23 protein-coding genes, 1 tRNA gene and 3 pseudogenes are annotated in these 25,878 nt (G+C 60.3%); 17 read left to right on the forward strand and 10 right to left on the reverse strand.

Annotated features, from left to right (window positions below; translation table 11 throughout):
• Positions 1-3 precede the first annotated feature (3 nt).
• Together aroQ and CYD26_RS05775 are read left to right on the forward strand one after the other, a co-directional pair.
• Positions 4-441, forward strand: coding sequence for a type II 3-dehydroquinate dehydratase (gene aroQ, locus CYD26_RS05770; RefSeq protein WP_102052065.1), 438 nt, complete (start codon positions 4-6; stop codon positions 439-441).
• 136 nt (positions 442-577) lie between these two features.
• Entirely contained in the window at positions 578-1,990 is a 1,413-nt protein-coding gene (locus CYD26_RS05775; protein ID WP_256587959.1) for an MFS transporter, read from the forward strand.
• Positions 1,991-2,105: 115 nt separating this feature from the next.
• Here the strand turns inward: CYD26_RS05775 and CYD26_RS05780 are convergent, their stop codons facing one another.
• Positions 2,106-2,597, reverse strand: coding sequence for a GNAT family N-acetyltransferase (locus CYD26_RS05780; RefSeq protein WP_102052066.1), 492 nt, complete (start codon positions 2,595-2,597; stop codon positions 2,106-2,108).
• Between the two features lie 151 nt (positions 2,598-2,748).
• On the opposite strand from CYD26_RS05780, the gene CYD26_RS05785 reads away from it, so the two are divergent.
• Positions 2,749-3,510, forward strand: coding sequence for a DUF2262 domain-containing protein (locus tag CYD26_RS05785; protein WP_102052067.1), 762 nt, complete (start codon positions 2,749-2,751; stop codon positions 3,508-3,510).
• A gap of 14 nt (positions 3,511-3,524) precedes the next feature.
• Here the strand turns inward: CYD26_RS05785 and CYD26_RS05790 are convergent, their stop codons facing one another.
• Positions 3,525-4,238, reverse strand: a complete 714-nt coding sequence (locus tag CYD26_RS05790) for a murein L,D-transpeptidase catalytic domain family protein (protein ID WP_099774303.1) — start codon at positions 4,236-4,238, stop codon at positions 3,525-3,527.
• A 146-nt stretch (positions 4,239-4,384) separates the two neighbouring features.
• Between CYD26_RS05790 and CYD26_RS05795 the strand changes: the two genes are divergently transcribed.
• The 4 genes from CYD26_RS05795 to folK all read left to right on the forward strand — a co-directional run bounded on the left by CYD26_RS05795 (position 4,385) and on the right by folK (position 8,562).
• On the forward strand, positions 4,385-5,956 hold the full coding sequence (locus CYD26_RS05795) for a murein L,D-transpeptidase (protein ID WP_102052068.1): 1,572 nt from the start codon (positions 4,385-4,387) through the stop codon (positions 5,954-5,956).
• Positions 5,957-6,266: 310 nt separating this feature from the next.
• Positions 6,267-7,586 carry an ammonium transporter gene (locus CYD26_RS05800; protein ID WP_102052069.1) on the forward strand — a complete coding sequence of 440 codons (1,320 nt, stop codon included), beginning with the start codon at positions 6,267-6,269 and terminating at the stop codon, positions 7,584-7,586.
• A gap of 11 nt (positions 7,587-7,597) precedes the next feature.
• Positions 7,598-7,936 carry a P-II family nitrogen regulator gene (locus CYD26_RS05805; RefSeq protein WP_065757735.1) on the forward strand — a complete coding sequence of 113 codons (339 nt, stop codon included), beginning with the start codon at positions 7,598-7,600 and terminating at the stop codon, positions 7,934-7,936.
• Positions 7,937-8,025: 89 nt separating this feature from the next.
• A complete protein-coding gene (folK, locus tag CYD26_RS05810; protein WP_256587961.1) occupies positions 8,026-8,562 on the forward strand; it encodes a 2-amino-4-hydroxy-6-hydroxymethyldihydropteridine diphosphokinase in 537 nt (178 codons plus the stop codon).
• A gap of 102 nt (positions 8,563-8,664) precedes the next feature.
• On the opposite strand, the gene purU is transcribed toward folK, so the two are convergent.
• The 5 genes from purU to CYD26_RS05835 form a co-directional block, all read right to left on the reverse strand.
• Positions 8,665-9,519, reverse strand: coding sequence for a formyltetrahydrofolate deformylase (gene purU / locus CYD26_RS05815; RefSeq protein ID WP_065757737.1), 855 nt, complete (start codon positions 9,517-9,519; stop codon positions 8,665-8,667).
• A gap of 70 nt (positions 9,520-9,589) precedes the next feature.
• Complete coding sequence (locus CYD26_RS05820; protein WP_065757738.1) at positions 9,590-10,720, reverse strand: aminomethyltransferase family protein; 1,131 nt, start codon at positions 10,718-10,720, stop codon at positions 9,590-9,592.
• A 33-nt stretch (positions 10,721-10,753) separates the two neighbouring features.
• A complete protein-coding gene (locus tag CYD26_RS05825; protein ID WP_099774305.1) occupies positions 10,754-11,770 on the reverse strand; it encodes a DUF3445 domain-containing protein in 1,017 nt (338 codons plus the stop codon).
• 20 nt (positions 11,771-11,790) lie between these two features.
• Positions 11,791-12,729, reverse strand: coding sequence for a PDR/VanB family oxidoreductase (locus tag CYD26_RS05830; protein WP_102052070.1), 939 nt, complete (start codon positions 12,727-12,729; stop codon positions 11,791-11,793).
• Positions 12,726-13,274, reverse strand: coding sequence for a dimethylamine monooxygenase subunit DmmA family protein (locus CYD26_RS05835; protein ID WP_102052071.1), 549 nt, complete (start codon positions 13,272-13,274; stop codon positions 12,726-12,728). Before CYD26_RS05835 ends, CYD26_RS05830 begins: the two co-directional genes overlap by 4 nt.
• 362 nt (positions 13,275-13,636) lie before the next feature.
• On the opposite strand from CYD26_RS05835, the gene CYD26_RS05840 reads away from it, so the two are divergent.
• From CYD26_RS05840 to CYD26_RS05850, 3 genes are read left to right on the forward strand one after another with little or no spacing between them, the layout of a single operon-like run.
• Positions 13,637-14,617 carry an ATP-binding protein gene (locus tag CYD26_RS05840; RefSeq protein ID WP_102052072.1) on the forward strand — a complete coding sequence of 327 codons (981 nt, stop codon included), beginning with the start codon at positions 13,637-13,639 and terminating at the stop codon, positions 14,615-14,617.
• Entirely contained in the window at positions 14,614-15,300 is a 687-nt protein-coding gene (locus CYD26_RS05845) for a response regulator (protein WP_099774309.1), read from the forward strand. Before CYD26_RS05840 ends, CYD26_RS05845 begins: the two co-directional genes overlap by 4 nt.
• Positions 15,287-16,027 (forward strand): PAS domain-containing protein, encoded by a 741-nt coding sequence (locus CYD26_RS05850; protein ID WP_102052073.1) that lies wholly within the window; start codon positions 15,287-15,289, stop codon positions 16,025-16,027. The genes CYD26_RS05845 and CYD26_RS05850 overlap by 14 nt, the downstream gene beginning before the upstream one ends.
• A 53-nt stretch (positions 16,028-16,080) precedes the next feature.
• Here the strand turns inward: CYD26_RS05850 and CYD26_RS05855 are convergent, their stop codons facing one another.
• Together CYD26_RS05855 and CYD26_RS05860 are read right to left on the reverse strand one after the other, a co-directional pair.
• A complete protein-coding gene (locus tag CYD26_RS05855) occupies positions 16,081-18,423 on the reverse strand; it encodes a DUF1989 domain-containing protein (protein ID WP_102052074.1) in 2,343 nt (780 codons plus the stop codon).
• 34 nt (positions 18,424-18,457) lie between these two features.
• On the reverse strand, positions 18,458-19,825 hold the full coding sequence (locus CYD26_RS05860) for an NAD(P)-binding domain-containing protein (RefSeq protein ID WP_102052075.1): 1,368 nt from the start codon (positions 19,823-19,825) through the stop codon (positions 18,458-18,460).
• Positions 19,826-20,289: 464 nt separating this feature from the next.
• On the opposite strand from CYD26_RS05860, the pseudogene CYD26_RS25435 reads away from it, so the two are divergent.
• The 7 genes and pseudogenes from CYD26_RS25435 to CYD26_RS05890 all read left to right on the forward strand — a co-directional run.
• Positions 20,290-20,835: pseudogene (locus CYD26_RS25435) on the forward strand (PAS domain-containing protein); the annotation flags it as partial.
• A gap of 30 nt (positions 20,836-20,865) precedes the next feature.
• Positions 20,866-21,078: pseudogene (locus tag CYD26_RS25440) on the forward strand (methyl-accepting chemotaxis protein); the annotation flags it as partial.
• 128 nt (positions 21,079-21,206) lie between these two features.
• The gene (gene hisI, locus CYD26_RS05870; RefSeq protein ID WP_065757747.1) at positions 21,207-21,620 is read left to right on the forward strand and encodes a phosphoribosyl-AMP cyclohydrolase; all 414 of its coding nucleotides are present in this window, start codon (positions 21,207-21,209) and stop codon (positions 21,618-21,620) included.
• Positions 21,617-22,960: a dihydroorotase gene (locus CYD26_RS05875; RefSeq protein ID WP_102052077.1), complete on the forward strand. Its 1,344-nt coding sequence runs from the start codon at positions 21,617-21,619 to the stop codon at positions 22,958-22,960. The genes hisI and CYD26_RS05875 overlap by 4 nt, the downstream gene beginning before the upstream one ends.
• A 165-nt stretch (positions 22,961-23,125) precedes the next feature.
• On the forward strand, positions 23,126-24,325 hold the full coding sequence (locus CYD26_RS05880; protein WP_102052078.1) for a GGDEF domain-containing protein: 1,200 nt from the start codon (positions 23,126-23,128) through the stop codon (positions 24,323-24,325).
• 152 nt (positions 24,326-24,477) lie between these two features.
• A tRNA-Cys gene (locus CYD26_RS05885) sits at positions 24,478-24,551 on the forward strand.
• A gap of 119 nt (positions 24,552-24,670) precedes the next feature.
• Positions 24,671-25,090, forward strand: a pseudogene (locus CYD26_RS05890) (DNA adenine methylase); the annotation flags it as partial.
• 52 nt (positions 25,091-25,142) lie between these two features.
• Here the strand turns inward: CYD26_RS05890 and CYD26_RS05895 are convergent.
• Positions 25,143-25,835 (reverse strand): SOS response-associated peptidase family protein, encoded by a 693-nt coding sequence (locus CYD26_RS05895; protein ID WP_102052079.1) that lies wholly within the window; start codon positions 25,833-25,835, stop codon positions 25,143-25,145.
• Positions 25,836-25,878: the final 43 nt, after the last annotated feature.

Genomic DNA, 25,878 nt, shown 5'->3' on the forward strand with positions numbered 1-25,878 from the left:
GCCATGGTCGCCAATGTCCTGATGCTGCACGGCATTAACCACAACATGTTCGGCAAGCGAGACCCTCGCCAATACGGCACGGCAACGCTCAGCGATATCGACCAGGCCTTGCAATCGCTGGGCGAGGAACTGGGAGCGCGGGTCGAGAGCTTCCAAACCAACTTCGAAGGCTCCATGTGCGAGCGCATCCACCAAGCCTATGAAGATAGGGTGGACGTCGTGCTGATCAATGCTGGAGCATGGACGCACTACAGCTACGGTATTCGTGACGCATTGGCCATCGTCGAAGTGCCGGTGGTTGAAGTGCATATGTCGAATATCCATGCCAGAGAGCCGTTTCGTCATCACTCGGTGCTTGCCGAAGTCGTGCGCGGGCAGATCTGCGGGTTTGGTGTCGAGACATACCTGTTGGCCCTGCGTGCGGCGATGAAGATGATCTGAGGCCTCATCTCTAACCTTTCGGAGTTAGCTGCCCCCGCGAATCAGGCGCCTCAAAGCGTGACACCGCTTTGCCTGTATTCGCGGGGCAGCCCGCGCTCTCATTGAAGACCCTCCACTGTCAGAAGGACTTGTAACCTTGGCCAATCCTGCAGTCACCCATAACACCCGCCAAGCCACCTGGATCGCCTTGCTGGTCGCCGTCACCTTCTTCATGGAAAACCTCGACGCCACCGTCATCGCAACCGCGCTGCCGCAGATGGCCCGTGACTTCGCCGAGAATCCGGTCAGCTTGAACATCGGTATCAGTGCCTACCTGCTGGCGGTGGCTGTATTCATTCCGCTAAGCGGCTGGGTGGCTGACCGCTTCGGTGCCCGGCAGGTGTTCGCCGGGGCCATCGGCCTGTTTACCTTTGCCTCGTGGCTCTGTGGCCTGGCCCCAAATCTGGAAACCTTCGTCGTCGCACGGGTGTTGCAGGGCATCGGTGGCGCGCTGATGGTGCCGGTCGGACGCCTGGTGGTACTGCGCACAACTGAAAAGCAGGACTTAGTGAAGATGCTCGCGGTGATCACGTGGCCAGGACTATTAGCGCCAGTGCTCGGCCCACCGATTGGCGGGCTGATCGTTACTCATCTTTCCTGGCCATGGATCTTCTACCTGAACATTCCGCTTGGCGTGCTGGCCATCGCGGCAGCATGGAAATTGATACCCAACACATGCGCAAGCGAGGCACGGAGCTTCGACCTGCTCGGTTTTGTTTTCCTCGCTTCAGCCTGCGCGGCGTGGCTGTTGGGTTTGGAGATGCTTGGCTCGCTCTCGGGCGGCAGCCTCAACGCGGGGGCGGTGTTGGTTGCCGTGGGAGCACTGCTGACCTGGCTGTCGATCCGTCATTGTCAGCGTCACGTCTCGCCGCTGCTCCCGTCGGCGACCCTGAACATTGCCACGTTCCGGGCTAGCATCGTCGGCGGCACGCTGTTCCGTCTGTCGATCAGTGCTTTACCGTTCCTGATCCCGCTGTTGCTTCAGATTGGCTTTGGCCTGTCTCCGGTGGACGCCGGTCTACTGGTGCTGGCAATTTTCGCCGGCAACCTGGCGATGAAACCGTTCACCACCAGGCTTCTGCGCCGCCACGGCTTTCGTCGCGTGCTGCTGGTCAATGGCTTGATCGGCGTCGGATGCATCCTCGCGTGTTTGCTCCTGCAGCAGGGCATGCCGTGGTACTGGATGGTGCTGGTGCTGTTCATCGGCGGCCTGTCTCGTTCGATGCAGTTCACCACCTACAACGCCGTCGGTTTTGCGGAGGTTCCAAAGGCACAGATGGGCGAGGCGTCGACGCTGTTCAGCATGTTCTTCCAACTGGCGATGGCACTCGGGGTTGCGATTGCGGCTCTGCTGCTGAGGGTGTCGATGTTGGTGCGGGGGGGCGAAAGCGAGTTGACGGTAGGTGACTTTCACTGGGCGCTTGTTGGAATCGCCCTGATTGCTTGCGTCGCGTTGGTCGATGCTGTCCGCCTGCCTGGTAATGCTGGTGAGCAGGTATTGCGTACTTAGCTGCGTTGGGATCATGGCCACGTCATGACCCCGGAGTCACAGGTGTTGGAATGGCATTCCTTTGAGCCACTAACGGCCCCAACGAATGGCCGCTTCGGGTCGAAAGCGGCCACTATCAAGTAATGGATTTGGCCATTTCCGACGTTCCAGTCCAACCGATTTGCTCATAGACCGGTTTGCCCGTATTGGTGGCGTGCAGGACAGCGAAGGTGATTCCTCGGCGAGCAAACTCGGCGTCAGCAGCTTGCATCAAGGCTGAAGCTAGACCTCGGCGGCGGTAGGCCGGCTGGACGAACACATTCAACACGTACCCACGCTTATCCAGAGTCGGGTGCGATGGATGGGGAGGCCAATCAATGCTCATCAGGCCAATGGCTGCGACCGGTTGTTCGCCATCCAAGAGTTTGAATCCGTAATACCGACCGTCACCGAGCCGCTCCTCCAGCCATGGGCGAAAGTGCTGAATCATGACCCTTAGTTCTTCAGGGTTCCCACCCGCCTCAAGAAACATTTCCTGGCGATGTGAGCAGATCATATCTACGTCAGAGGGCCCAACAGGCCGGCACTCCAGACCGGAAAACTCTACACATCCTTGTAATTCGGTCATCGTTTTTCCAGCGTCAGTAGCATCGATTCATAAGGAGGCATCCTATGGCACCTTCAGGCGTATCTGCAATGGCTCGGCAGTGAAGCGTGCGCACAGCAACTGATACGTGGACAATAAGCTTGCCCCAACTACAGACAAAGGAAACGCGCGCATGTTGAACACGGATGAACCGGTTATCGGGCTGGTCGATGCCTTTGGTTCGGGGGCGGGTTGTATTGGCAACGCTGAGCAATGGACGCTGGTGTTCTACCTGGCCGCCTGGAAAAGCCAGGACGGTGCCGTGACGCAGCAGCGGCAGCGGTGTGAGATGCCGGTAGAGAAGAGTGCAGTCGAACATTGGATGCGTCAGGTTCGCGCCTACAGTCAGCATACCCTCCATGTGCAGGGGGAGGCGGCGAGCGGTGCAGTCCTGGTGCGCAGTATCACGCCTTGTCAGGTTGCCGATGCCGAGCTGAAGCGCATTGCGGACGATCTGCAAATCCCTCTGCGGTTGGATACCCCGGAATTTGGCGTGCTTGAGCGGGAAAAGTGCTCCGATCAGTTTGAGGGGACGGCGCTCTGGAACGGTTCAGAGATCAACCTGCTGTTGCGTTGCGCCGACCCCGAGAGCCCTCAGGCTGTCATCTCGCTGGCGGCGGGCCTGTTTCAGGCGCAGCAACAATGGCATCGTCGTATCAGCGATTTTGCGTTGAGCCAATTGTTGCCGCTGAAGAACGAACACTGGCTTGGCGAGGATGAAGCGCAATGTACTGCTGCGGACTTCCTGTCACGCATGAAGCTGCTGACCATCGAGATCGACGACGCCGGGGATTTCACCTTTTGGCATGAGGACGGTGAGCTGTTCTTCGGCCATGCCATCGAGGTGCGCGGCAATCTGGTCGATGGGCCGACGCACGCCGATATTCCTGGCTAGTGTGCTGCTGCGTTTCAGCCCCCGCTGGCGGTCAGGATGCTTGCCACCTGCCGTGGTTGGCAGTTGAGGTAGGCCGAGGATTTCAGCCAGCGTTGGTCGGGGTACCAGGAGAACATGAACTGGCCGCCCTTGAGTTTGTCGATAACCTGGCGCGCCACCTGTGGTCGAACAGCCGGGCAGCCCTGGCTGCGGCCGATACGGCCCTGGCGCTTGCTCCACAAGGGGTTCACATAGTCGGCGGCATGAATCACGATGGCGCGGTCACGCGCCTGGTCGTTGAAGCCCGGCTCCAGGCCGTCCATGCGTAGCGAGTAACCGTGGGTGCCCTCATAGCTTTCCTGGGTGCGGAACAGCCCTAGGCTGGACTGGTAGCTGCCTAGGCGATTGGAAAACTGGGTAGCGAAATTTTCCCCGGACTTTTGTCCATGGGCGACCAGGTCGCGCAGCACTACGGTCTTCTTGTTCAGGTCGAAGATCCAGAGCCGGCGTGCCGTGGAGGGTTGCGAGTAGTCGATCACGGCCAGGTGCCGTGCTTGCCGGGCGCCATTGTTGACGGCACATTGCATGGCGCTCAGGGCGCCTTTTAGCGCTTGGGGATTGAGTTCTGGAGCGGCCTGCGAGAGGCTGTCATACAAAGCAGGATTGTTTGTGTTGGCGGCGAACGTTGGCGTGCAGATCACGCCCAAGGTTGCTGTTGCCAGAAAAAGTCGGCACAAAAAGGTCAGCATGTGTGAAGAGTCTCCCTTGCCACTTTGACTCCTGACATCGTGTCGTCCACCTCGGCAGCCTAGCTTGTACACTGGCCCGATTGTTTGTCGTATCTGCTGCAAAGGTTGACCGTCAACCGTGACGGCCATGGATTGGAGTAAAGCAGTTGTTCAAAAAGTCCGCATGTTACTTGAGCATTTGCTTGCTCGCTGCGCCATTGGTCGCGTTTGCCGAAGTGGCGCCTGCCGAGAATCAAAGCCCGCTGCAATTAGCGCTCACCCAATTGGCGGTCGCGTGCCCGGGCCTGGCCAAGCACGTGGACACGCCGACGCAGGCGCTGCTGCAGGCCTTCTATCAGCAGCAACAGGGCCTTGCGCTGTGGTCGGTCAACGGGCGTGTGGCGGCCTTGCACGCTGAGTTGCAGCGCTTGGCCGACGATGGCCTGGACCCGGCCAACTACGCGTTGCCGGCTGGCAATGGGGCGGGCGACGCGCTGTGTGCTGATATCCAGATCAGCCAACAGTACCTGCAGGCTTTACAGGATCTGCACTATGGCCGTTTGCAGCAGGCGCGTTTCGAGCCCCTGTGGCATGCCAATGAGGTACAACGCGACCGACAGGCCGAGGTGCTGGCGCTCGCCGGTCCGGGGCTGCAGAACATTGCCGGGGCCTTTGCCCAGGCCCGCCCGAGCCTGGAGCAGTATCAATACCTGCGTCATGTGTATGCCCAGCAGCGGCAGCAGCCGTTGCCCCACTGGCAGTCGCTTGCCAGCGGCCCGTTGCTGCGCCCGGACATGCAGGATGAGCGGGTGCCGCAGCTTGCACAGCGGTTGTTGAACGAGGGCTATTTGAGTAGCCTCCCGGTTACCGTCGATTCGCACTACAGTGCGACGCTGGTCAATGCGGTGAAAAATTTCCAGCTGAGCCATTCGCTGCAAGCGGACGGGGTGATCGGGCCGGGAACCTTGAACGAGTTGAACGTCAGCCCGGCGGCGCGGCGCGAGCAGTTGCGCATCAACCTTGAACGCTTTCGCTGGCTGGCCCAGGAAATGGAGCCTACCAGCCTGTTGGTGAATGTCGCGGCGGCCCAGTTGATCGTCTATCAGAACGGGGTACCGGTATGGCAGACGCGCACGCAGGTGGGCCGTGCCGAGCGCCAGACCCCGCTGCTGAAGTCCCAGGTAACGCGGCTGACCCTGAACCCGACCTGGACGGTGCCGCCAACCATTCTGCGTGAAGACAAGCTCCCGGAAATCCGTCGGGATCAGGCCTTCCTGAGCCGCCAGAACCTGCAGGTGCTCGACAGCGATGGGCAGCTATTGGCGCCGGAGGATATCGATTGGGAGAATCCCGGCAACATCCTCTTGCGTCAGGGTGCGGGGCCGAGGAACCCGCTCGGGCAGATGGCGATTCGTTTCCCTAACCCGTTTTCGGTGTACCTGCACGACACGCCCAGCCAGGCGCTGTTCAACAAAGGGCCTCGCGCGTTCAGCTCGGGTTGTGTGCGGGTCGAGCACGCGTTGCAGTTGCGCGATCTGTTGTTGAGCCCGCCCGAGCGTGCCCGCACGGACCAGCTGTTGAGCACCGGGCTTACCCATGAATTTCGCCTGGCAACGCCAGTACCGATTGTGCTCAGCTACTGGACGGCCCAGGCCGACCGCCAGGGCAAGGTGTCCTACGCTCCGGATATTTACGGGCGTGATGGCGCATTGTTGGCCGCGCTGGCGGTGAAGCGCTGACGCGGTCGGGCAAAACGCCCGATTTTGTTCTGTTCACAGCCGTGATGCACCAGCGCGTAGCGGCGCGTGCCTTCCGCTACGCGCATTCTTATCCCTGTACCTCGATTCCTCCGGTGTTCCTGTCGATCCATGCGGGTTTTTGTTACCTCCTTGGAGGTAACGGCAGGCAGTTTGGCAGATAGATTGCTTTTACCTTTGGGAATGAAATTTTCTTTTTGGGAAATTTTGTTGACGAACCTGGGGCTAGGGGCGGGCGATTGATCGCACGCCACTTATGAGAGCAATGCTGCATCACTGTTGAGGAATACACATGAACGGTTCTTTCAGAGGTGGCCGATTGGCGGCGGTCGCTGCGCTCACGTCAGTGACGCTCCCTACGTGGGCGGCGGATCAGCCGCTTGCGCTTAACAGCGGTGACACCGCCTTTGTGACGACGTGCGCGTTGGTGGTGTTGTTGATGACCTTGCCTGGCTTGGCGTTGTTCTATGGTGGCCTGGCACGTAGCAAGAATGTGCTCTCGATTCTGATGCAGGTGTTTTCAGTTGCATCGTTGATGTCGGTGCTGTTTGCGATTTACGGCTATTCCCTGACGTTCACGTCAGGTGGCGAATGGCAAGCGGTTATTGGTGGGCTCGATAAACTGTTTCTCAAGGGCGTAGGCCCTGACTCACTTCAAGGCACCATTCCTGAGTTGCTGTACTTCTTGTTCATGCTGCTGTTCGCGGCCATTACCCCGGCCATCATCTGCGGCGGTTTCGCTGAGCGGATGAAATTTTCGGCGGTCATGGTGTTCATGGCCATCTGGTTGACGATCAATTATCTCCCCATGGCGCATATGGCTTGGGGAGGCGGCTGGGTGTTCGACCTGGGTGTTCAGGACTTCGCGGGCGGTAACGTGGTGCACGTCAATGTCGGCATTGCATCGCTGATCGGCGCCTTCCTGCTGGGGCGCCGTCGCGGCTACGGAACCTCGGCGCTGGCGCCGCATAACATGACCATGACCATGACCGGTGGCTCGATGCTGTGGGTGGGCTGGCTGGGTTTCTGTGGCGGTTGTGCATTGGTGGCCAATGGTTTTGCCATGCTGGTGATGGTCAACACCATGCTCGCCAGCGCGGCAGGGGCGTTGGCGTGGTTGTTCGTCGAGTGGAAGCATCGTGGCAAGCCGAGCATGCTGGGGGCGTTGTCCGGGGCTATTGCCGGCCTTGTCGCGATCACCCCGGCCTGCGGTTTCGTAGGCCCAATGGGGTCTATCCTGCTGGGTTTGATCGTTGCGCCGATCTGCTTGTGGGCCGTGGAAAAACTCAAGCCGATCCTGGGGCTGGATGACGCATTCGATGTGTTTGGCGTGCATGGCGTTGGCGGTATCGTCGGCGGTTTGCTGACCCCGGTATTTGCCATGACCTCTCTTGGCGGGCTGGGTTTCAGCGGGGAGCGCGGCGTGCTGGATCAGTTGTTGGTCAATGGTGGCGTCTTGGCGTTCAGCATCCTGTTCTCGGCGGTATCTAGCTTTATCGCCTTCAAGGTGGCCGCCGTGCTATGCCGTGGCCTTCGTGTCGACGAAGAACATGAAGTGGACGGTCTGGATCTGTCGTCTCACGGTGAAGTGGGCTACAAGTACTCGAATTAAGGAGCGCACTCATGAAAGTGATCACTGCGATCATCAGGCCTTTCAAGCTCGACGATGTACGTGAGGCCTTGGCTGAAGTGGGAGTGACAGGGTTGACGGTGACCGAGGTCAAGGGCTTCGGTCGGCAGAAGGGGCACTCCGAAATCTATCGGGGCTCTGAGTACGTTGTCGACCTGATTCCCAAGATCAAGCTTGAAGCGATTGTCACCGATGCGCTGTGCGAGGCAGCGCTGGAAGCCATCATCAACGCTGCACGCACGGGCAAGATCGGGGATGGCAAGCTGTTCGTCACCGAGGCGTCACAGGTTGTCCGGATTCGTACCGCAGAGGTTGGCGCCGACGCGGTCTGAGCCTCGAGGGTGGGCGAAAGGGGCGACCTGTGGATGCAGGTCGCCCCTTTGCATCACGGTTGATGGTCGGTGTTTTTCAGGGTGTTGTTATGACCGCTCTACAGATTCGCACCGTCGGGGTCACGGACATCCAGGTCCATGACATCTACCTGGGCCTGGGTAGCAACCTGCGCCGGCAATGGCATTTGAGTCAGGCGTGCATCGCGTTGCGGGCGTCACTGGGGCCATTGCGTTGTTCTCCGGTCTTTGAGAGCAGCGCGGTCGGGCTAGAAGCACCGGCCTTTTTCAATATGGTCGTGCAGGCGCAGACCACCCGTTCCCTGGCCTCCCTGGTTGCTGAGCTCAAGGCGCTGGAGGCGTATTTCGGTCGCTGCCGGCAGACGCCGGAACAGGTCAGCCTGGACATTGATCTGCTGATGTATGGCGAGCAGGTTGGACAGTTCGGTGACCTTGAGTTGCCACGGCCAGAGATCCTGGAGCAGGCCTTTGTGCTTAAACCCCTGGCCCAGCTGGCGCCAACCTGCCGGCATCCGCGCAATGGACAGACGTTCAGCGAGTTGTGGAACGGCTTTGTCGTAAACGCACCGCTGACCGCGGTTGAGCTGAGTTTGCCGTCGCTGGGCTGAGGGCGGTGCCCGTGAAGGGGCAGGTGAGGGCGCCTGCTGCGCAAGAGCCACCGACATCTCTGCCGGTGACCCGGTTCTCTGGCAACGGCTGGCGAGTGGGGCTCAGCTGAAGATGACGGTCTTGTCGCCGTTGATGAACACCCGGTGCTGCAAGTGGTACTTCAGTGCTTTGGAGAGTGCAATGGTCTCGGTATCCCGGCCGATTGCCACCAACTGCTCGGCCTGGTGGGCGTGGTCAACACGCTGTACTTCCTGCTCGATGATCGGGCCCTCGTCGAGGTCGCTGGTCACGTAGTGGGCGGTGGCGCCGATCAGTTTAACGCCACGTGCGTAGGCCTGGTGGTAGGGTTTGGCACCCTTGAAGCCGGGCAGGAAGGAGTGGTGGATGTTGATTGCGCGGCCAGACAGCTTGCGGCAGAGGTCGTCGGACAGAATTTGCATGTAGCGCGCAAGCACCACCAGGTCGGTTCCGGTTTCCTCGACGATTTTCATCAGTTCGGCTTCCTGCTGGGCCTTGTTGTCTTTGTTCACCGGCAGGTAGATGAAGCGGATACCCTCGCGTTCGGCCATGTGCCGCAGGTCGAGGTGGTTGGAGACAACAGCGGTGATCTCCATGTGGAGCTCGCCTTTGTGATGGCGGTACAGCAGGTCCACCAGGCAATGGTCGAACTTGCTGACCATGATCAGCACTTTGGGCGGCTGGCTGGAGGAAAACAGTTCCCACTGCATCTCCAGTGGCGTGGCAACGTCAACGAAACCGCTGCGCACACGGTCGATGTCGGGCTCGCAACCGTCGTTGAAGCGGAACACCGCGCGCATGAAAAAGCGCGAGGTGACTTCGTCGTCAAACTGCGAGAGTTCGCTGATGTAGCACTGTTGGTTCGCAAGGAAGGTGGTGACGGCGGCGACGATACCCGAGCGTGCCGGGCAACTGATTTTCAAGACGAACTGGTTCATGGCGGGGTGATCCGATGGAGGGAATGGGTGACAGCACACGGGGCGCGCGGGTGCGGCCCCGTGTGTCGGGTTAGCCTTTGGCGGTACGTTTTTTCTTCTCGGGGTCGTCGAACGGCATTTCATGGGCGATGGCGCTGGCTTCCAGGCTGCCTTTGACCACCAGTGGCGTGCCATGCACGGCGATGGCGGTGTCCATTCGGGCGATGGCCAGGGAACGTTGTGTCAGGCGTGAGTACATAGGGCAGGTGATAACGCCGACCTGCTTGCCGTCCTGCCATAAGGTATCGCCTGGTTCGGCGGCGAGTGGGGCGTCTATCAGTACGCCGAAGATCTTGAAACGCTCTTGACCTTGCAGGCGGTAGTGCTCGTGGGCGCCGCGAAAGTCCTGCTTGCCTGGCGAGACGGTGAAGTCCAGGCCCAGCTCCCAGAGCGTGTCCCCGGCTTTTTCCTGCGCAAACGGGTACATCTCGGAATTGTCATAGGGGAAGAACAGCAGGTAGCTTTCGGTGCGCAGCCAATCCAGGGCGAGGAACGCACAGGGGATGATGCCCAGAGGATGGCCTTTCTCCAGAATGGTGTCCCAGATCAAGGGGGCATCGGCGGCCTTGCAGAAGATCTCATAGCCGCGTTCGCCGGTGTAGCCGGTGCGCGAGATCATCACCGGGCGACCGAAGAGTGTGGTCTGGACATGGTGGAAGTAGGGCAGGTCGCGAATGCCCGGCACGTGTTCGGCAAGGAAGTCCACCGCCAAGGGGCCTTGCAGCGAGAGGTCGTGGAGGTCGTCATCGAACAGCACGGCGACCTGGCGCCCCGCCGCCTGGCGAACCAGCATCTCATGGCCGTTGCCTGCCCCGTGCACGACCATGAAGGCGTTAGGGCCCGTGCGATAGATCACGCAGTCATCGGCGAACTTCCCGTCTTCGTTGAGCATGCAGGCATACACCGACTTGCCCGGGTAGACCTTGCTGATATCCCGAGTGGTGGCGTAGCTGAGCAGGCTTTCGGCGTGAGGCCCGACGTAGTGGACTTTCTTCAGCCCCGAGACATCCATCAGGCCAGCCTTGGTGCGGATCGCCTCGTGATGGTCGGCCAGGTCCGAGGCATAGGTCCAGGCGGTGCCCATGCCGTTCCAGTCTTCGAGCGCGGAGCCCAGGGCCAGGTGTCGGTCGCGCAGTGCGCTGATGCGCCATGAATGAGCCATTGATCGTTTCCTTCTAACGGGTCGTTGAGAGAGTCAGGCGTGTGGGTCGAACTGGCTGAGCCACTCCAGCAATGGCTGGCGGTAGCGGGTCATGCCCTTGTAGTCGGCGATGGGGGCGGGCAAGTCGCGTAGCACGCGATGCAGGCGTTTGGCCCAGGCGGGGTTGGTGACGAGTTCGTTGAGGCTGATCAGGTAGGTACGAATACTGAACATCAGCCCGTTGCTGCGCGGCAGGCGCGCCATGAATTGCAGCTCGACCCGCAGGTGCACCAAGGCCCCGGCGTTTTCTGCGGTGACGGTGCTGCGGTCGTGGCCCCATTCATGGAAGGTTTCCGGCGAGGTGTCCATGCGCGGATTGATCGTCAGCGTCCAGTTCAAGCGGCGTACCGGCTTGTCCACTTGAATGTTCAGCAGGTATTTCAAGGCACGGTCAAACACGCCCAGTTCATGCGCCATAGGCACTGGGGTGTGCCATTGCTTGAAACTCATGCCGGCGTCGAAGGCCAGTGACCAGTCCGCGGGGCTGGTGACCATGCCCGCATCCATGAACAGGTCGTTGTCGCGCTGGTCGAGCAGGGCGATATCCCCCTGGACCTGGCGGGTAATGAACTCCAGTGGTTCGCAGGGCAGTGTGTCGGGATCACCAAAGGTAAAGTGCTGATCGATACCCAGAACGTGGTTCTGCCAATGCCATTGGTCACCGGTGCGGGTGAGGCTGAACAGCGTCGGGTAGTCATTGCTCAGGTGTTCCATGAACATCTGCAGCGCGTCCCAGGAAGCCGTCTGCATATGTGGCATGACCAGATAGCGGCGCGGGTCTTGCTGCACTACCCGCGCCCGCTCGGCCATCTCGGAACGGTAGTGCTCGTCAATGTCGAACCAGTGCTCGAACACCGAGCCCGGCTCGCGGGGCGTGGCCGGTTCGATGTTGACCGAGTACATGTACTGGTCTTCCGGGAATGGGAACGGAAAACGTGCGATCGCTTGGGCACTGTTGCTAAAGGTGAAGTCGTCGCGGTACGTCTCGATGGGTTTGAGGGTCGGTGTCATGGCCAGGCTCCAGGCAAAAGTCAGAGGTCGAGCACCAGCGAGCTGCCACAGCCGCGGGACACACACGGCATCAGGCGGTCAGCGCGCTCGGTAGCGGCAAGGAAGTGGTCGCGGTGGGTTACATCGCCCTTCACGTAGCGGGTCACGCATTGCCCGCAAACCCCGCCACGGCAGAGGTTGGGAATTTCGACAGCATTGGCCTCGAGGGCTTCGAGCAGGCTTTCGTCAGCGCCGACCTCGATACGTCGTCCGCTCTGTGCCAATTCAACGCTGAACGGTACGCCGGGTTCGGCGCTGCTGAAGGCTTCCCAGTGAATACGTCCGTCCGGCCAGCCCAAGGCACTGGCCTGTTCCCGGACGCTGGCCAGCAGTCGCTGCGGCCCGCAGATGTACAGGTGGCTGCCCAGCGGTTGGTTGCTCAGGATCGGTGCCAGGTTCAGTGGCCGCTCAAGGCTGTCGTAGGCATGCAGCCTGTCGCCCAGGCGCGCGGCCAGCTGCTGTACATAGGCATCGGTGAGGCCGCTGCGATAGGCGTAGTGCAGCTCAAATGAGGCGCCTTCGCGTAACAGGTGCTCGCTGTAGGCCAGAAACGGTGTGATGCCGATACCCCCGGCGATCAGGATGTGATGGCGACCCAGGGTATGAATGGGGAACAGGTTGGCGGGGCGAGAGATGTTCAGCACGTCGCCCACCTTCAGGGTTTCGTGCAGGTACCTTGAACCGCCGCGTGAGTGTTCCTGCAAGCGCACGGCAATGCGATAGGCCGTGCGGTCTGCAGGTGCGTTCAGCAGTGAGTAGGCATTGCGCAGGGTGCGTTGTGCCAGCGGAACATGTACCTGGATATGACTGCCCGCCGAGTAAGGGGGCAGGGCGGTGTCGACGGCTTCAAAGGTGATCTCGCGAATCACCGGGGTGATGTTGATGGCAGCCTGCACGCGTACCTGGATAACCTCATTCATGCTGGCAGCTCCGAGTAGGGGGCGTCTGCATTCAGGCAAACGCCCAGGTAGGCACCCAAGCGTCGTGAGAAATGCCCACGCACCTCCAAGGCAACAGCGCAGGCCGGGCATTTCACCGCGTCGGCCAGCGGGTGGCTGTGCACGCTGGAGCAGTGCACACAGTAAACAGGGCGTTGCACGGTTTCGGTTGGGGCGCAGAGGCTGATTTCGTCGTCCGACAAACCGTGCGTGATGGCCTGTGCATGGATCGCCCAGATGAAGGCTTCGCTGCCGAGCACATGCAGTTGCACACCCACATGCAGGCGTGCAAAGCGCTGCTCCAGGACCTGCTGCAGGCGCTGCAGCGAAGGGCTGTTCGCGGCTCCCAAAACCAGGCAGTCGACCTGTCGGGTTTGCGCCAGGCGGCTGACCAGTGCCTGTGTGCGCGGCAAGTCACTGCCGTCGCTGATCACAAGGTGGCACTGGGCATCGGGATTGATTGCCATGGGCGGGTAGTAAGGGACGCTTTTGAATGGAGCATGGGGGCTTGCCGTTGAGTTGGCCATGTGCGCTCTCTGCTGGGTGGATCACCCTGGCAAGCCTGAAGGACTGGCCAGGCGGGATAGGCTCATCAGTGGCAGGGTCAAGTCGTAAGGTCGCGTGCAACGCTTTGATGCAATCGAGGCCTTCAGGCCTTCTGTTGGTGCGCGCTGTTTCGCCTCGGGCAGCGCCTGCGCCTTGCACGGATGGCTCAGGGCGCTCTTTCCTGTTGGTAGATATAGTTTCCTACAGGGAATTACCTGGCAATTCGCTCATTGGGAGTACCTCTTAAGGGGTAATGCAAAGGGGTACGGAACTTGCTCATTGATTCATCCTGCAATGACACCGCTGTCGGCATGCAGGAGGAAGGTCTTTGACGGATTGTCCAATGAGCGAGTACGCGGCTATCGACCAGAAGGCGTTGGCGTTACTGCAAACCGAATTGCTGTTTGCCCTGCTGGGTGAAGAGGACGTCAATCTGCTGCTCGAGGGCTTTGTTGCCCAAGCCTCCAGCCTGCTTGTGGGCGCGAGCCTGCACCTGGACCTGCACATGCCGGCCGCGCCCGAAGACGAACGTGCGGTCAACGTTCACGTGCCCGGCCAAGAGGGGCATGGACGGTTGACGATGAGTGTCGTGGAGGCCGCTCCCGAGGGTGCGCGGACGCTGCTGCTGGAGCTTGCCCGCTTTATTGAGCGCGTGTTGCTGCATGCATTCAAAGGCTCCCTGCTATCACCCGGCCAACGTGCAGTACCGCAGTCGATGATTGCCCGGGAATTGCACGATGGGGTCGCCCAGGAGCTGGCCTATCTGTCACTGCAGACCGCTCGGCTGCAGCGTCGTATACAGCAGCCAGACAAGGCCTTGGCCATCGTCGAGGTGCTCAAGGGCGGGCTGTCGAGGTTACAGCGGCAAGTCCGCGAACTGATCAGTGAAGCGCGGCTGACCATGAACGGCAAAACCCTGCGTGAGTCTCTCGGCGAATCCGTCGAGGAGCTCTCACGGCGCAGCAACATGGTGTTTCATCTGGACAACCGATTGCCCGATGGTCTGTTGTCGGGCGACGTCGAACTGCAGCTGCTGCAAATTGTTCGCGAGGCACTGGTCAACGCGCTGCGCCATGCGCGGGCGCGCAATGTCTGGATCAGCCTTGTCCGTGACAATGCCGCCGGGGTGTTGATGCATGTCGAGGACGACGGCATCGGGCTGCAACCGGCTTCACATGAGGTTGGGCATTTTGGCATGTCCATCATGCAGGAACGGGCGGCGCTGATCGGCGCCGGGTTTGAGGTCGGGGCACGCCAGGGTGGAGGCACTCGCCTGGCGCTGGTGCTCCCAGCTGAGGCATTTTCCTTGAGGAGTCACCCATGAATCACACATCGATCGTCTTGATTGATGACCATCCCTTGTTCCGCCGTGGCCTTTCGGAAATGTTCGCCGACAGCGGCGACCATGAAGTGGTCGGGCAGGCGGCGGAAGGGCTGCTGGGGATCGACCTGGTGCTGGGGCTCAAGCCCGATTGCGTCTTGCTCGACCTGCACATGCCTGGCATGACGGGGCTGCAGGTGCTTGAGGAGTTGAATCGGCTCAAGTGTGAATGTCAGGTGATCGTGCTGACGGCCTCGCTTGACCGGGTGGAACTGGTCACCGCGTTGCGCCTCGGGGCTCAGGGCTTCTTGCTTAAAGACACCGATCCCGAGGTGTTGCTCGACTATGTCCGCTGTTGTGGCCGAGGCTCGGCGGTGCTCAACGAGAGCCTGGTGGCCTTGCTCGCGGATGCTTCCGGCACAGCCGTCAGCGATGCGGCAAGCGCGGCCCATGGCCAGTTCGCGGGCCTCACCGAGCGGGAGAAGCAAACCCTCAACCTGCTTGCCCATGGGTTGAGCAACAAACTCATTGCCCGTGACCTGCGGATCAGCGAGGGGACGGTGAAGGTGTACGTGAAGAACCTGATGCGCAAATTGCAGATGCGCTCGCGCCTTGAATTGGCGGCCTGGGTTCACCAGAACTGTGCCACCCAGTTTGTCGGAGGGAGGACGAATGCCGTTCACTGAGTTCGCGCGCGTGGCCAACCTGCTGGATGACTTTCCTGTCGCGCTGGTGGTGCTCGATGGCGAGGCGCGGATCATCGGGCACAACGCCCACTGGTCACAGCGTATGACGCCGACGGTCGGCAGCCTGCTCAGCGATGCGGTTCACCATGAAGACCAAGGGCTGTGGCAGGCCTTCATCGCCCGCTGGCAAACGCCAGAACCCGTAGCGCAATCCCTTGAGCTGCGGCTGATCGATCAGGGCAACGGGGTGCTCTGGTGTGAGGTGTCTTGCCGGTTCAAGGCCGGCTGTGCCCTGTTGTCGTTTCAAGACCGCACGTCTCGGCGTCAGCAGGAAGTTCAATTGCTGGCCAGTCATCGCAGTGCCAGCGACCTGTTGCACAACTTGCCGTTCATGATTTATCGCGGCCGGATCAATCGTGAGTGGAGCATGGAGTTCGTCAGTCGAGGGTGTGAGCAACTGACCGGTTTCAGCGCGCAAGCTATCGAGGACCGGGACGCCGGCGGCTATGGTCGGCTGATCTTGCCGGAGTACGCTGATTACATCTGGTATGGCGTGCAAACTGCATTGCTCCGGCGCGAACCGTATTCGCTGACGTATCAGATCCGTTGCGCCAATGGCACGGTCAAGTGGGTGCAGGAAGAGGGCACGGGCATTTTCACCGATGGCGGCGAGGTGCTGGGTATCGAAGGCGCGATCTTTGAGGTGCGGCCAGTCGCCGCTGGCTAACCAGCGGCGATGGACCTTGTGGCGTCGGTAGGTGTTCCGGTTAGCGTGCCGGGTCAGGCGCGCACGCGGCTCTTGTCCGGGTCATAGAAGATCGGCGCACAGACCGTAGCGTCGATGCGTTTTTGCAAACCATCGACTTTACCCACCTGCAGCGCTTGGCCAGGCTCCGCGTAGGCCACATCGACCCGACACAGGGCAATATTGCTGGCCAGCAATGGCGAGCGACAGGCGCTGGTGATAACACCGACCTGCGCGCGCCCGTGGTACACGCCATCACCATGATGAGCCACTTCATTGCCTTGCAGTGTCAGCCCGACCAGTTTGTGCGTGGGATGCGCACTGCGCCGCAGCAAGGCCTCACGGCCAATAAAGTCATCGGTCTTGCTCTTGAGTGGCACACTGAAACCGATACCGGCCTCGAACGGATCGGTTTGGTCGGTGAACTCGTAGCCCGCAAAAATCAGCCCAGCCTCGATGCGCAGCATGTCCAGGGCCTCCAGCCCCAGGGGCACGATCCCCAGGGGTTGGCCCAGGGCCCAGATACGGTCCCAGATTTGTTCCGCATCCTGCGGTGCGCACCATACTTCGTAGCCCAGTTCGCCGGTGTAGCCGGTACGGGAAACCATGACCGGGCAGCCGTCGAAACCGTCCAGTCGTCCGACCAGAAAGCGGAACCAGCCCAAAGCGTCCAGCCCGGGTTGAGTGGCGGGTGTCCAGATCATCTGTTTAAGCAGCTCACGGCTCAGTGGGCCTTGCACCGACAGGTTGTGGATCTTCTCGCTGGCGGACTTGACCCAGACTTTCATGCCGAGCTTTTGCGCCTGTTCACGTAGCCATACCCCGGCGTACTCTTCGCCGCAGATCCAGCGGAAGTTGTCCGGGCCAAGGCGCAGCAATGTGCCGTCGTCGAGCATGCCGCCATGTTCATGGCACATGGCCGAGTAGACCACTTGGCCGACGGCCAGGCGCCTGATGTCGCGGGTCAGACAGTACTGCAGCAACGCCTCGGCGTCGGGGCCCAGGATCTCGAATTTGCGCAGTGCAGTCAGGTCCATGACGGCAACGCGCTCACGGCAGCCGTAGTACTCGTCGATTGCCCCAAAACCATCGAAGCGCAGCGGCAGCCAACAGTTGCGGTAATTGGTAAAGCTGCCGGTCAAGGCGCTGGTGCGGGAGTGGAATGCTGTCTCTTGGGTCAGCACCGGGTCGGCATCCGCCGTTTTTCGATTGGCCATGGCGATAGAGAATCGTTCCTTGTCGGCGTAGACACGAATATGGATATCGGTCGGGTTCCAGCCGTTGGCCGGGTCGATGTCATCGGGGCAGGAGGAACTGGCACAGATCAGGTCGTTCATGGCCCGCATCAGGACGTAGTCACCCGGCCGCGACCAGGGCTCATCCATGACCATCTGTTGATGGGCGTCGATGGCCGTATTGAAAAAGAAGTTGATCGCCGGCCAGCCGCTGCGAGCCTGTACACCATGAGCCTGCAGGGCACGGCTGAGGTTGTCGCTGCAGTTGTCATGAGCAAAATAGCCATGGCTTTCGTAGTAGCGTGCGGTGCAGGCCAGGGCAAAGGCGTCGTGACGGCCGACCGTATCGCGCACAACCTCAAGCATGGGCCGCATCTGCCGATCGAAGAACTTGGCGAACAACCCAGGGGCTGGATAGGCATTGCCGTTCAGGGTGCGGGTAACGGTCTGGTCGAGGTCGAACTCCAGGCCCTTGTCCAAGTCTCGACGGTTCAGGGCAACGAAGTCCGAGGACTGGCGCCCGGCGACATCGATGACCTGGATGTACTGCCCCTTGCTCACGGCATAGCTGCGGGCGCTACCGGCAGGCAAGGTGAATTCGTCCACCAGGTCGGCCAGCGGTTCTGGCAGCGTGGGCACATGGACCAACGAGGGATTGGCACGATGCACCCGTATCCGCAGTTCACTGGGCGTTTGCTGGGCGTCCACTGACGTTGCGTGAGCCGGCGCAGCAATGATCAGCAGCAGTGGCTCGCCAAGGGTGAACTGGCGACTGTAGCCTGCCGCCGAGTCGACGCTCCACAGCATCCCTGCGCCAGGCAGGCGCTGGGTGTCGAAGCCACGTTTGGTGAGTGCCTGCAGTATGCGCTGTACCTGTCGGCTATTGCCTGCCAGCGCCTGTTGGATAAAGCCGAAACCGCTGCCAGCGATCAGCCCCAGGCTCGCCAACGCTGGGTTGATCCTGGTGCTGAAGGCCATGACCTCGCAGGGCTGGAGGCCCTCGACATCAGTTATCTGCAGGGTATCGCCCGGGCCCAGCTCGACCAGTGTCAGGCCGCCGCCGTTGACCCGGTAGTGCTCGGTCGCCGCTGTCTGTGTGAGCAGCCCGGGTTCCCATGGTCGTGAAATACGCGGTGCTTGCATGCCGCTTCTCCTGTGTCCTGAGTACCTGGGCGGCTTAGCTGGCGGATTTGACGGTAACGTGTGGCTCGCTGAGGTAGGCCTCCATTGAGTCGTCCAGCGCCTCGAGCCAGGGGGTATGGTGGGGCGGTGACTGGGTGCCGGTCATCAGCGAGCGATAGGACTTATCACGGTAGCCCATGATGTTGGTCGCTTTGTCGTGCTTCCATTGCAGGAAGGTTTCGTTCACTGCCGGGATATCGAAGCTTGGGTAGTCCGTTGCATCCACCAGTTGCTGGATGTACGCCCCCTGGTATTCGAACATTTGTTGGTTGGTTTGCAGCTCGGCTTCGCGTGCCTGCCATTGCAGGCAGTCGGCGTTGCGGGTAGCTGCGTCAGGCAAGGCGATACGCTGCAGGATCACATCGCGCGCATACCAGGCTTGAGCATCAAACATGTTGAAGGAGTACCACTGGTCCTGCATCCCGAGGTAGATCAGCTTCGGGTTGGGTTCCCAGAAGATCCCCTTGTAGAGATTGCGCGGCCAAAGGCGGTTGTCGGTTTTCAGACTCAGCGATTCAGGCAGGAACGGGAAGTGGTGCTTGTACCCGGTGCACAGAATCACCGCGTCGATCGGCTTGCTGGTGCCGTCGATAAAGTAGGCCCGGTCGTTCTCCAGGCGTTGCAGCAGGGGCTTTTCTTCCCAGTTCGATGGCCAGTTGTAGCCCATGGGCGAGGTACGATAGCAACTGGTGATACTGCGGGCGCCATACTTGTAGCACTGCGAGCCAATGTCCTCGGCAGAGTAGCTGCTACCGACAATCAAGAGGTTCTTGTCTTTGAATTCCAGTGCTTCGCGGAAGTCATGGGCATGCAGAATACGCCCGGCAAAATGTTCAAAACCTGGGAAGTAGGGGACTATTGGCGTCGAGAAGTGCCCACAGGCATTGATCACGTAATCAAATTCTTCCAGGGTCTCGGTATCGTTCTGGTAGTCATGGGCCAGAACGGAGAAGCGCTGAGTGTGCTCATCGAAGCTGACCTGACGCACCACCGTGTTGAAGCGGATGTAATCGCGTACGCCGGCTTTCTCGACGCGGCCCTTGATGTAGTCCCAGAGGACTTCACGGGGAGGGTAAGAGGCGATCGGTCGGCCAAAATGCTCTTCAAAGGTGTAGTCGGCAAACTCCAGGCACTCTTTCGGCCCGTTCGACCAGAGGTAGCGGTACATACTGCCGTGGACCGGCTCGCCGTTTTCATCCAGGCCGGTGCGCCAGGTGTAGTTCCACATGCCGCCCCAGTCTTGTTGCTTTTCGAAGCAGACCAGTTCGGGAATGGCAGCGCCTTTGTCCCGAGCCGATTGAAACGCCCGAAGTTGTGCCATGCCGCAAGGGCCTGCACCAATAATTGCAACGCGTGAGTTCATGGGTGTGCCTCTTAGTCCGAATTGACATCAGCGTGTTCCGCATCAGCGATGCGATAATTCCTGTCTGGAAAAATACTTGCCCAAAAGGAATCTCTGCTCAATCCGGAAAAAGAGGTATGCCTAAAGAGGTAGCTTGATAGAAGCCACTGGCGATATACCCACAAAGAGGTATCTGTGTGGCGCGAAGCCCCTTGTTATAGTCCGACAGGCGTTTGCTCACCCGCGCACTCGCCAGAACAACGCGAGCGTAGTGTTCACTGTCAGGAGAAGTCGCCATGTGGTTCAGACATTCCGCAACCGCGCTGGCCGTTGAACTTACCCGCATGATGAAGTGCCTGTTGGTCGAACAACCGGCAGATATCAATCAGGCCGTGGGGTTGAAGCGTCAACCTGAATTGCTTGCCGTTTTTCAGGCATTGAGCGAGCAATGGCACGCTCATCTGCAGTGGCAGCGTCAGGCTGCCATGGTGCCGACGGCGCCTTGCAGCGCTGAGGACTATCAGCGTTTGCTCGCGCAATTGGCCGATGTCGAGCATCAGCGTCTTGAACTTGAGGCCGAGTTGGCGCATTGCCGCGAAGAACGGGCGGCAACGGCCGAGGTGCAAAATCGTCGGGTAGAAGATGAGCAGGCGTGGGCGCTCACCAGGCAGGCGCTGACAGAGGGGTGTTGGGACCTCACGGTCGTTAATGGTGATGCTGATCATCCGAAGAACATAATCCGGTGGTCTGACCAGTTTCGCCAGCTTATCGGCTACAGCCCTGAAGAGTTCGCAGATGGTTGGGACAGTTTTTTTGCCGTTGCGCAGCCGCAGGACCTGAAAAATGTCATGCGGGTGTTTGCTGAGTGCACGGCCAAAAACTCGGCTCAGTCTACCTACACCGTTGAATACCGCATGCGTCACAAAACCCGCGGTGAAACCTGGTACCGCGAGCGTGGCTGTTGCCTGCGCGATGCTCAAGGTGTGTTGCTCAGGGTGGTGGGTGCGGTACGTGACATCAGTGACGAGAAGGCTGCTGAAGCCCTGCGTACCCGTGAGCAAGACACGATAAGGAACACCTATGGAGAAATCGCCAAGGTGGCAGGTGCGATCAAGGGGATTGCCGAACAGACCAACCTGTTGGCACTGAACGCGGCCATCGAAGCCGCCCGTGCTGGTGAGCAGGGGCGCGGTTTTTCTGTGGTGGCCGATGAGGTTCGCAACCTGGCCAAGCGTACCCAGGAGTCGGTGCAGCAGATTCAGACGATGCTCAAACGAGACGAGTGAACCACCATCACCTGCGCGTGGGCTAGACAGTCGTCATACGCAGTGATGCGGTGTAGAGGCACTTGGAATGTTAATGTTATAAGATAGCATTTGTTTCCGGAATCAGGTGCCTCAGCATGTCGCTTCTCGCGTTGGAGAAGGCCCCGGCGGGCTTTCGTTACCCCCTTTCACAAGCACTCGATGCCCTTCCCTGGAATGAGCAGGGCTTGATTGCGGCCATTGCACAGCAGCATGACACGGGCCAGGTGCTGATGCTGGCCTGGATGAACCGTACGGCATTGGAGCAAACCCTGGCCACCGGGCGGGTGAGTTACTGGTCGCGTAGTCGTCATCAGCTGTGGCGCAAGGGCGATACGTCCGGGCATGTCCAGCAATTGATCGAAGCGCGTCTGGACTGCGATGGCGATGCCATCCTGCTGCAGGTGGAGCAGCACGGGCCTGCCTGCCATACCGGGCGCCCAAGCTGTTTTTACAATGTGATTTGCGGTCAGCAGATCGAGGTACAGGGTGCGCCGGGAGGTCAGCCGTGAGCAGTGTGCTGATCCGTAATGCCCGCTTGGTCAATGAAGGGCGCATCGTCGACGCTGACCTGCTGGTTGCCCATGGCCGTATCGAAAAGATCGCGGGCAGCATTCAGGGGCGCAACGCCAGTGTGGAAATCGACGCCGCCGGGCAATGGTTGCTGCCCGGCATGATCGACGACCAAGTGCATTTTCGCGAACCTGGCGCACCGCACAAGGCCAGCATCGCCAGCGAGTCACGCGCCGCCGTGGCCGGTGGTATCACCAGCTACATGGACATGCCCAATACCCGCCCGGCAACGCTGGACCTGAACGCGCTGGCCGACAAGAAGTCCCGCGCTGCGCGCAGTTCGGTGGCCAACTACGGCTTTCACTTTGGCGTCAGCAAGGACAACCTTGAGACGGTAGCCCGTCTTGACCCGCGCGAGGTGGCGGGGGTGAAGGTGTTCATGGGCGCGTCTACCGGCGACATGCTGGTCGATGACCCGTTGCTGCTGGAGCGGCTGTTCGCCTGTGTGCCGACCGTGCTGTTGGCCCATTGCGAGCACACGCCGTCGATTCTTGCCAATGAAGCACAGTTTCGCGCGCGCTACGGTGACCTTATCAGCCCCGCGCTGCACCCGCAGATTCGCAATGTCGAGGCCTGTTTTCGCTCATCAAGCCTGGCGGTGGAGCTGGCGCGGCGTTTTGGTACGCGGCTGCACGTGCTGCACCTGAGCAGCGCCCGTGAGCTGGCACTGTTCGAGGACAAACCGCAGGCTGAAAAGCACATCAGCGCCGAAGTCTGTGTGCATCACCTGGTGTTCGACGACCGTGACTATCCAGCGTTGGGCAACCGCATCAAGTGTAACCCCGCGATCAAGTCCCAGGCGGACCGCGATGCCTTGCGCCAGGCCTTGTTGGGCAATCGCCTGGACGTGATCGGCACCGACCATGCCCCGCACACCCTTGAGGAGAAAAGCGTGCCTTACAGTCAGGCACCGTCCGGCCTGCCTTTGGTGCAGCACGCGTTGCCAGCGCTGCTGGAACTGGTTGAGCAAGGCCTATTGCCGCTGACACGTCTGGTGGAAAAGACCAGCCATGCCGTCGCTGAGTTGTTCGCGATTTCGGAGCGGGGTTACCTGCGCGAAGGCTACTGGGCGGACTTGGTGCTGATCGAGCGCCTGGCGCAGCCGCGCGCCGTCGACCTCGATCCGTTGCTTGCCCATTGCCAATGGACGCCGTTCAGCGGTCGAGCATTTCATCACCGTGTGGCCACCACCCTGGTTTCGGGACAGTTGGCCTGGCACCAGGGCCGCCTGTTCGATGATTGCCAGGGCCTGCCGCTGTCTTTCACCCCTCGCCGGTAAATGCCCCTGAGAGGCGTGGATAGAGGCTGTGCTTGAGGCTGCTCACTGGCGGCCAGCCTTCGACCCTGAGTAGCATGACGCCGGCAAGACTTGCCAGCATGGCGGTGTAAGCGCAAGCTCTGGCGCTTATGCGGTATCCCCACCTCAAGGACGCAGTGAGCTGCCATGGTCGCGCATACGCCAACGTTGTTTGCCTCCGTTGCCCTTGTGGCAACCATCATGGCGTTCTGCTTGATTCTCGTGGCCCAGTACAACCAGCGTGACGGTGTATTGACCACCGGGGTCGGCTTGCTTGCCCATGCGGCTGCCTATGTCTGCTACACCCTCTACGGGCACGGCCCTTTGTGGCTCACCTATGGCGTGGCCAACACCTTGTTGTCGATTGCACTGGGTTACTACGCCATCAGCATCTTCCGGATTCGTGACCTGACGGTGCCCTGGCTTCGCGTGTTCAGCCTGCCGCTAGTCATGCTGGTGTCGATGGCGCTGCTGATCGACACCCTGGAACTGCGCATGTTGGCGGCATCGCTGGTGCTGATCCTGCAATGCCTGTTGATTGTTTGTCTGGCTTACCGGTACAGCGAGCCCGGGGGCAGGGCGCAGGTGTTGCTGATTATCGGCGGGAGCATCAGCCTGATCGGCCTGGGCATGCGTGTGGTGGCGATCCTGCTCGGTGGCGCAGCCGAGATGCAATATAACGTCAGCAACCTGACGCAAACCATTTCCGTGAGTATCGGGACGGCGACGGTGATGATGTACTCACTCGGCCTGGTGTTGCTTTCTAAGGAACGCAGTGAGTCGAAGCTGCAGCACATGGCCCATCGTGATGTATTGACCGGCATGCTCAATCGACGGGCGATCCTGGAGCGGTTTTCGGACGACCTGGAGCGCGCGTATCTGACCAGGGCCGACTTGGCGGTGGCGATGATCGACATCGACCACTTCAAGCAGATCAATGATGTTTATGGTCACCTTGTCGGTGACTCGGTGCTTGTCCATTGTGCGCGGCACTTGAAGAAACGCCTGCGTCATGCCGACATCATTGGCCGTTACGGCGGCGAGGAATTCCTCGTGCTGCTGCCGTCCACCGATGCCGAGGGCGCGCTGGCCGTTCTCGATGCACTGCGTATGTCATTGGCGAGGGCACCGGCGGTGGTCGATGGGCTGAGTATCCCGGTGTGCTTCAGTGCCGGCGTGTGGTGCGGCACTCCCGAGCCAGGCGACAGCACGGCGAACCTGATTGCCAGGGCCGATGTCGCCCTCTATGAGGCCAAAGCCTCCGGTCGAAACACGGTGCGGTTGGCACCTGCTGCACCAGAAGCCTCGGCAGGCTATGCCCGCGACAGTGTTCAGGCACCCGGTTAGCGCGCTTAGAAGAAAAAATGTGAACAAGGGGTTGCCAAGGTCAAAAAACGAGTACATAATCCCGCTCACTCCACAGGGAGTCAGCAAAAACTCTTTAGATAACAAAGAGTTGAAGCGAGTTTGAAGCAGCGATAGCAGCTTCGGACATTTGAGGCCGAGTAGCAAAGTGGTTATGCTCCGGATTGCAAATCCGTCTACGCCGGTTCGATTCCGACCTCGGCCTCCATATTTGAAAGCCCCGCAGATTAACGTCTGCGGGGCTTTTTCGTTGTGGTGCGGAAAGCCGATCATTTCCGCACTTTTCACAATCGTTTCCGCAACTGGGCCTATTTTGTCGGGCTGACGACCTCGCCAACCGGCCCGGTCATCAACCTGCTGCGCATCGAGGAAAACCTTTCCGCTGCCTGGCAGCGCCTCGCCGGTACCTACGTCGAAAACCTGCCCTGGTTGGAATGCGCCGAGCGCTACGACCGGGCACACACGTTCCATTACATGGACCCGCCGTACTGGCAGACCGCTGGGTATGGCCTCGATTTCCCCTTCGAGAACTACGAGCGCATGGCCGCGTTCATGCGGTGCTGCAAGGGCAAGGTGATGGTGAGCATCAATGACCACCCTGACATCCGGCGTGTTTTCGAGGGCTTCCATTTCGCGACTTTGGACATCTGCTATACCACCGCGAACCAGCGGCAGGGCAAGGCTGAGGTAACGGGTGAGCTGGTGATCATGAACTGGGCACCGGCTGAGCTGGGAGGGCTGTTTTGATGCTCTCGACTTAGGACCTGATGTTTTGGCTATTCGATGCCTAGTGAGCGTTTCACGACATAGGGAGCACCAAGCTCGGCCCTTGATTGCGCACATTGCCTATGGCTGGATCCACGCGGTACCACTCGAACACGTCAGGGGATTCGCCGAAGTTCAGGGCCATCTGTTCGGCCTGCTCCTTGGGTGTTGCTGGATTCAGCCACTCGCGGGCCAGCTTCGGGGCCAGAACAACCGGGCGTCTGTCGTGTACATCGACCATCCCGCCGGCCGCGTCGGCGGTGATGATCACGAAACCGTCGTGATCATTGGGTTCAGAGTTGGGTAGGCCTAGGTCCGCGCTGAACTGGCCGATTGCGGCGCATAGCGCTGGGCGCCCATCGCGGCGCCGGATCAGGTACGGCTGCTTTTTCGGCCCGCCTTCATCTACCCACTCAAACCAGTTGTCGATTGGAGCGATAGCCCTGTGCGGCCAGATCGCCCGAAAGAACGGGCTATGTGCAACCTTCTCCACTCGGGCATTGATTGGTGCTGCTCGATCCTCGGCCCAGTGTGGCCGCCATCCCCAGCGCACGAGATCCGCGTGCAGCTTCTCTTCTGCCAGTCGCAGCAGGGCTACCCGCGTCGTTGGCGCGACGTTGTAGCGTTCCAGCGGCTGGTCCCCAATGCTGTTCACTAGCGGGTAGGGCATGCTCAGGGCGTCCACGAAGTCGTGGATACCGTGGTACTGGCTCAACCTTCCGCACATTTTGACTCCCGCCTATCAGAAATCTCCCACATAAAAATTGACC

Source organism: Pseudomonas sp. FFUP_PS_473 (assembly GCF_002858665.1).
Classification (GTDB): domain Bacteria; phylum Pseudomonadota; class Gammaproteobacteria; order Pseudomonadales; family Pseudomonadaceae; genus Aquipseudomonas; species Aquipseudomonas defluvii.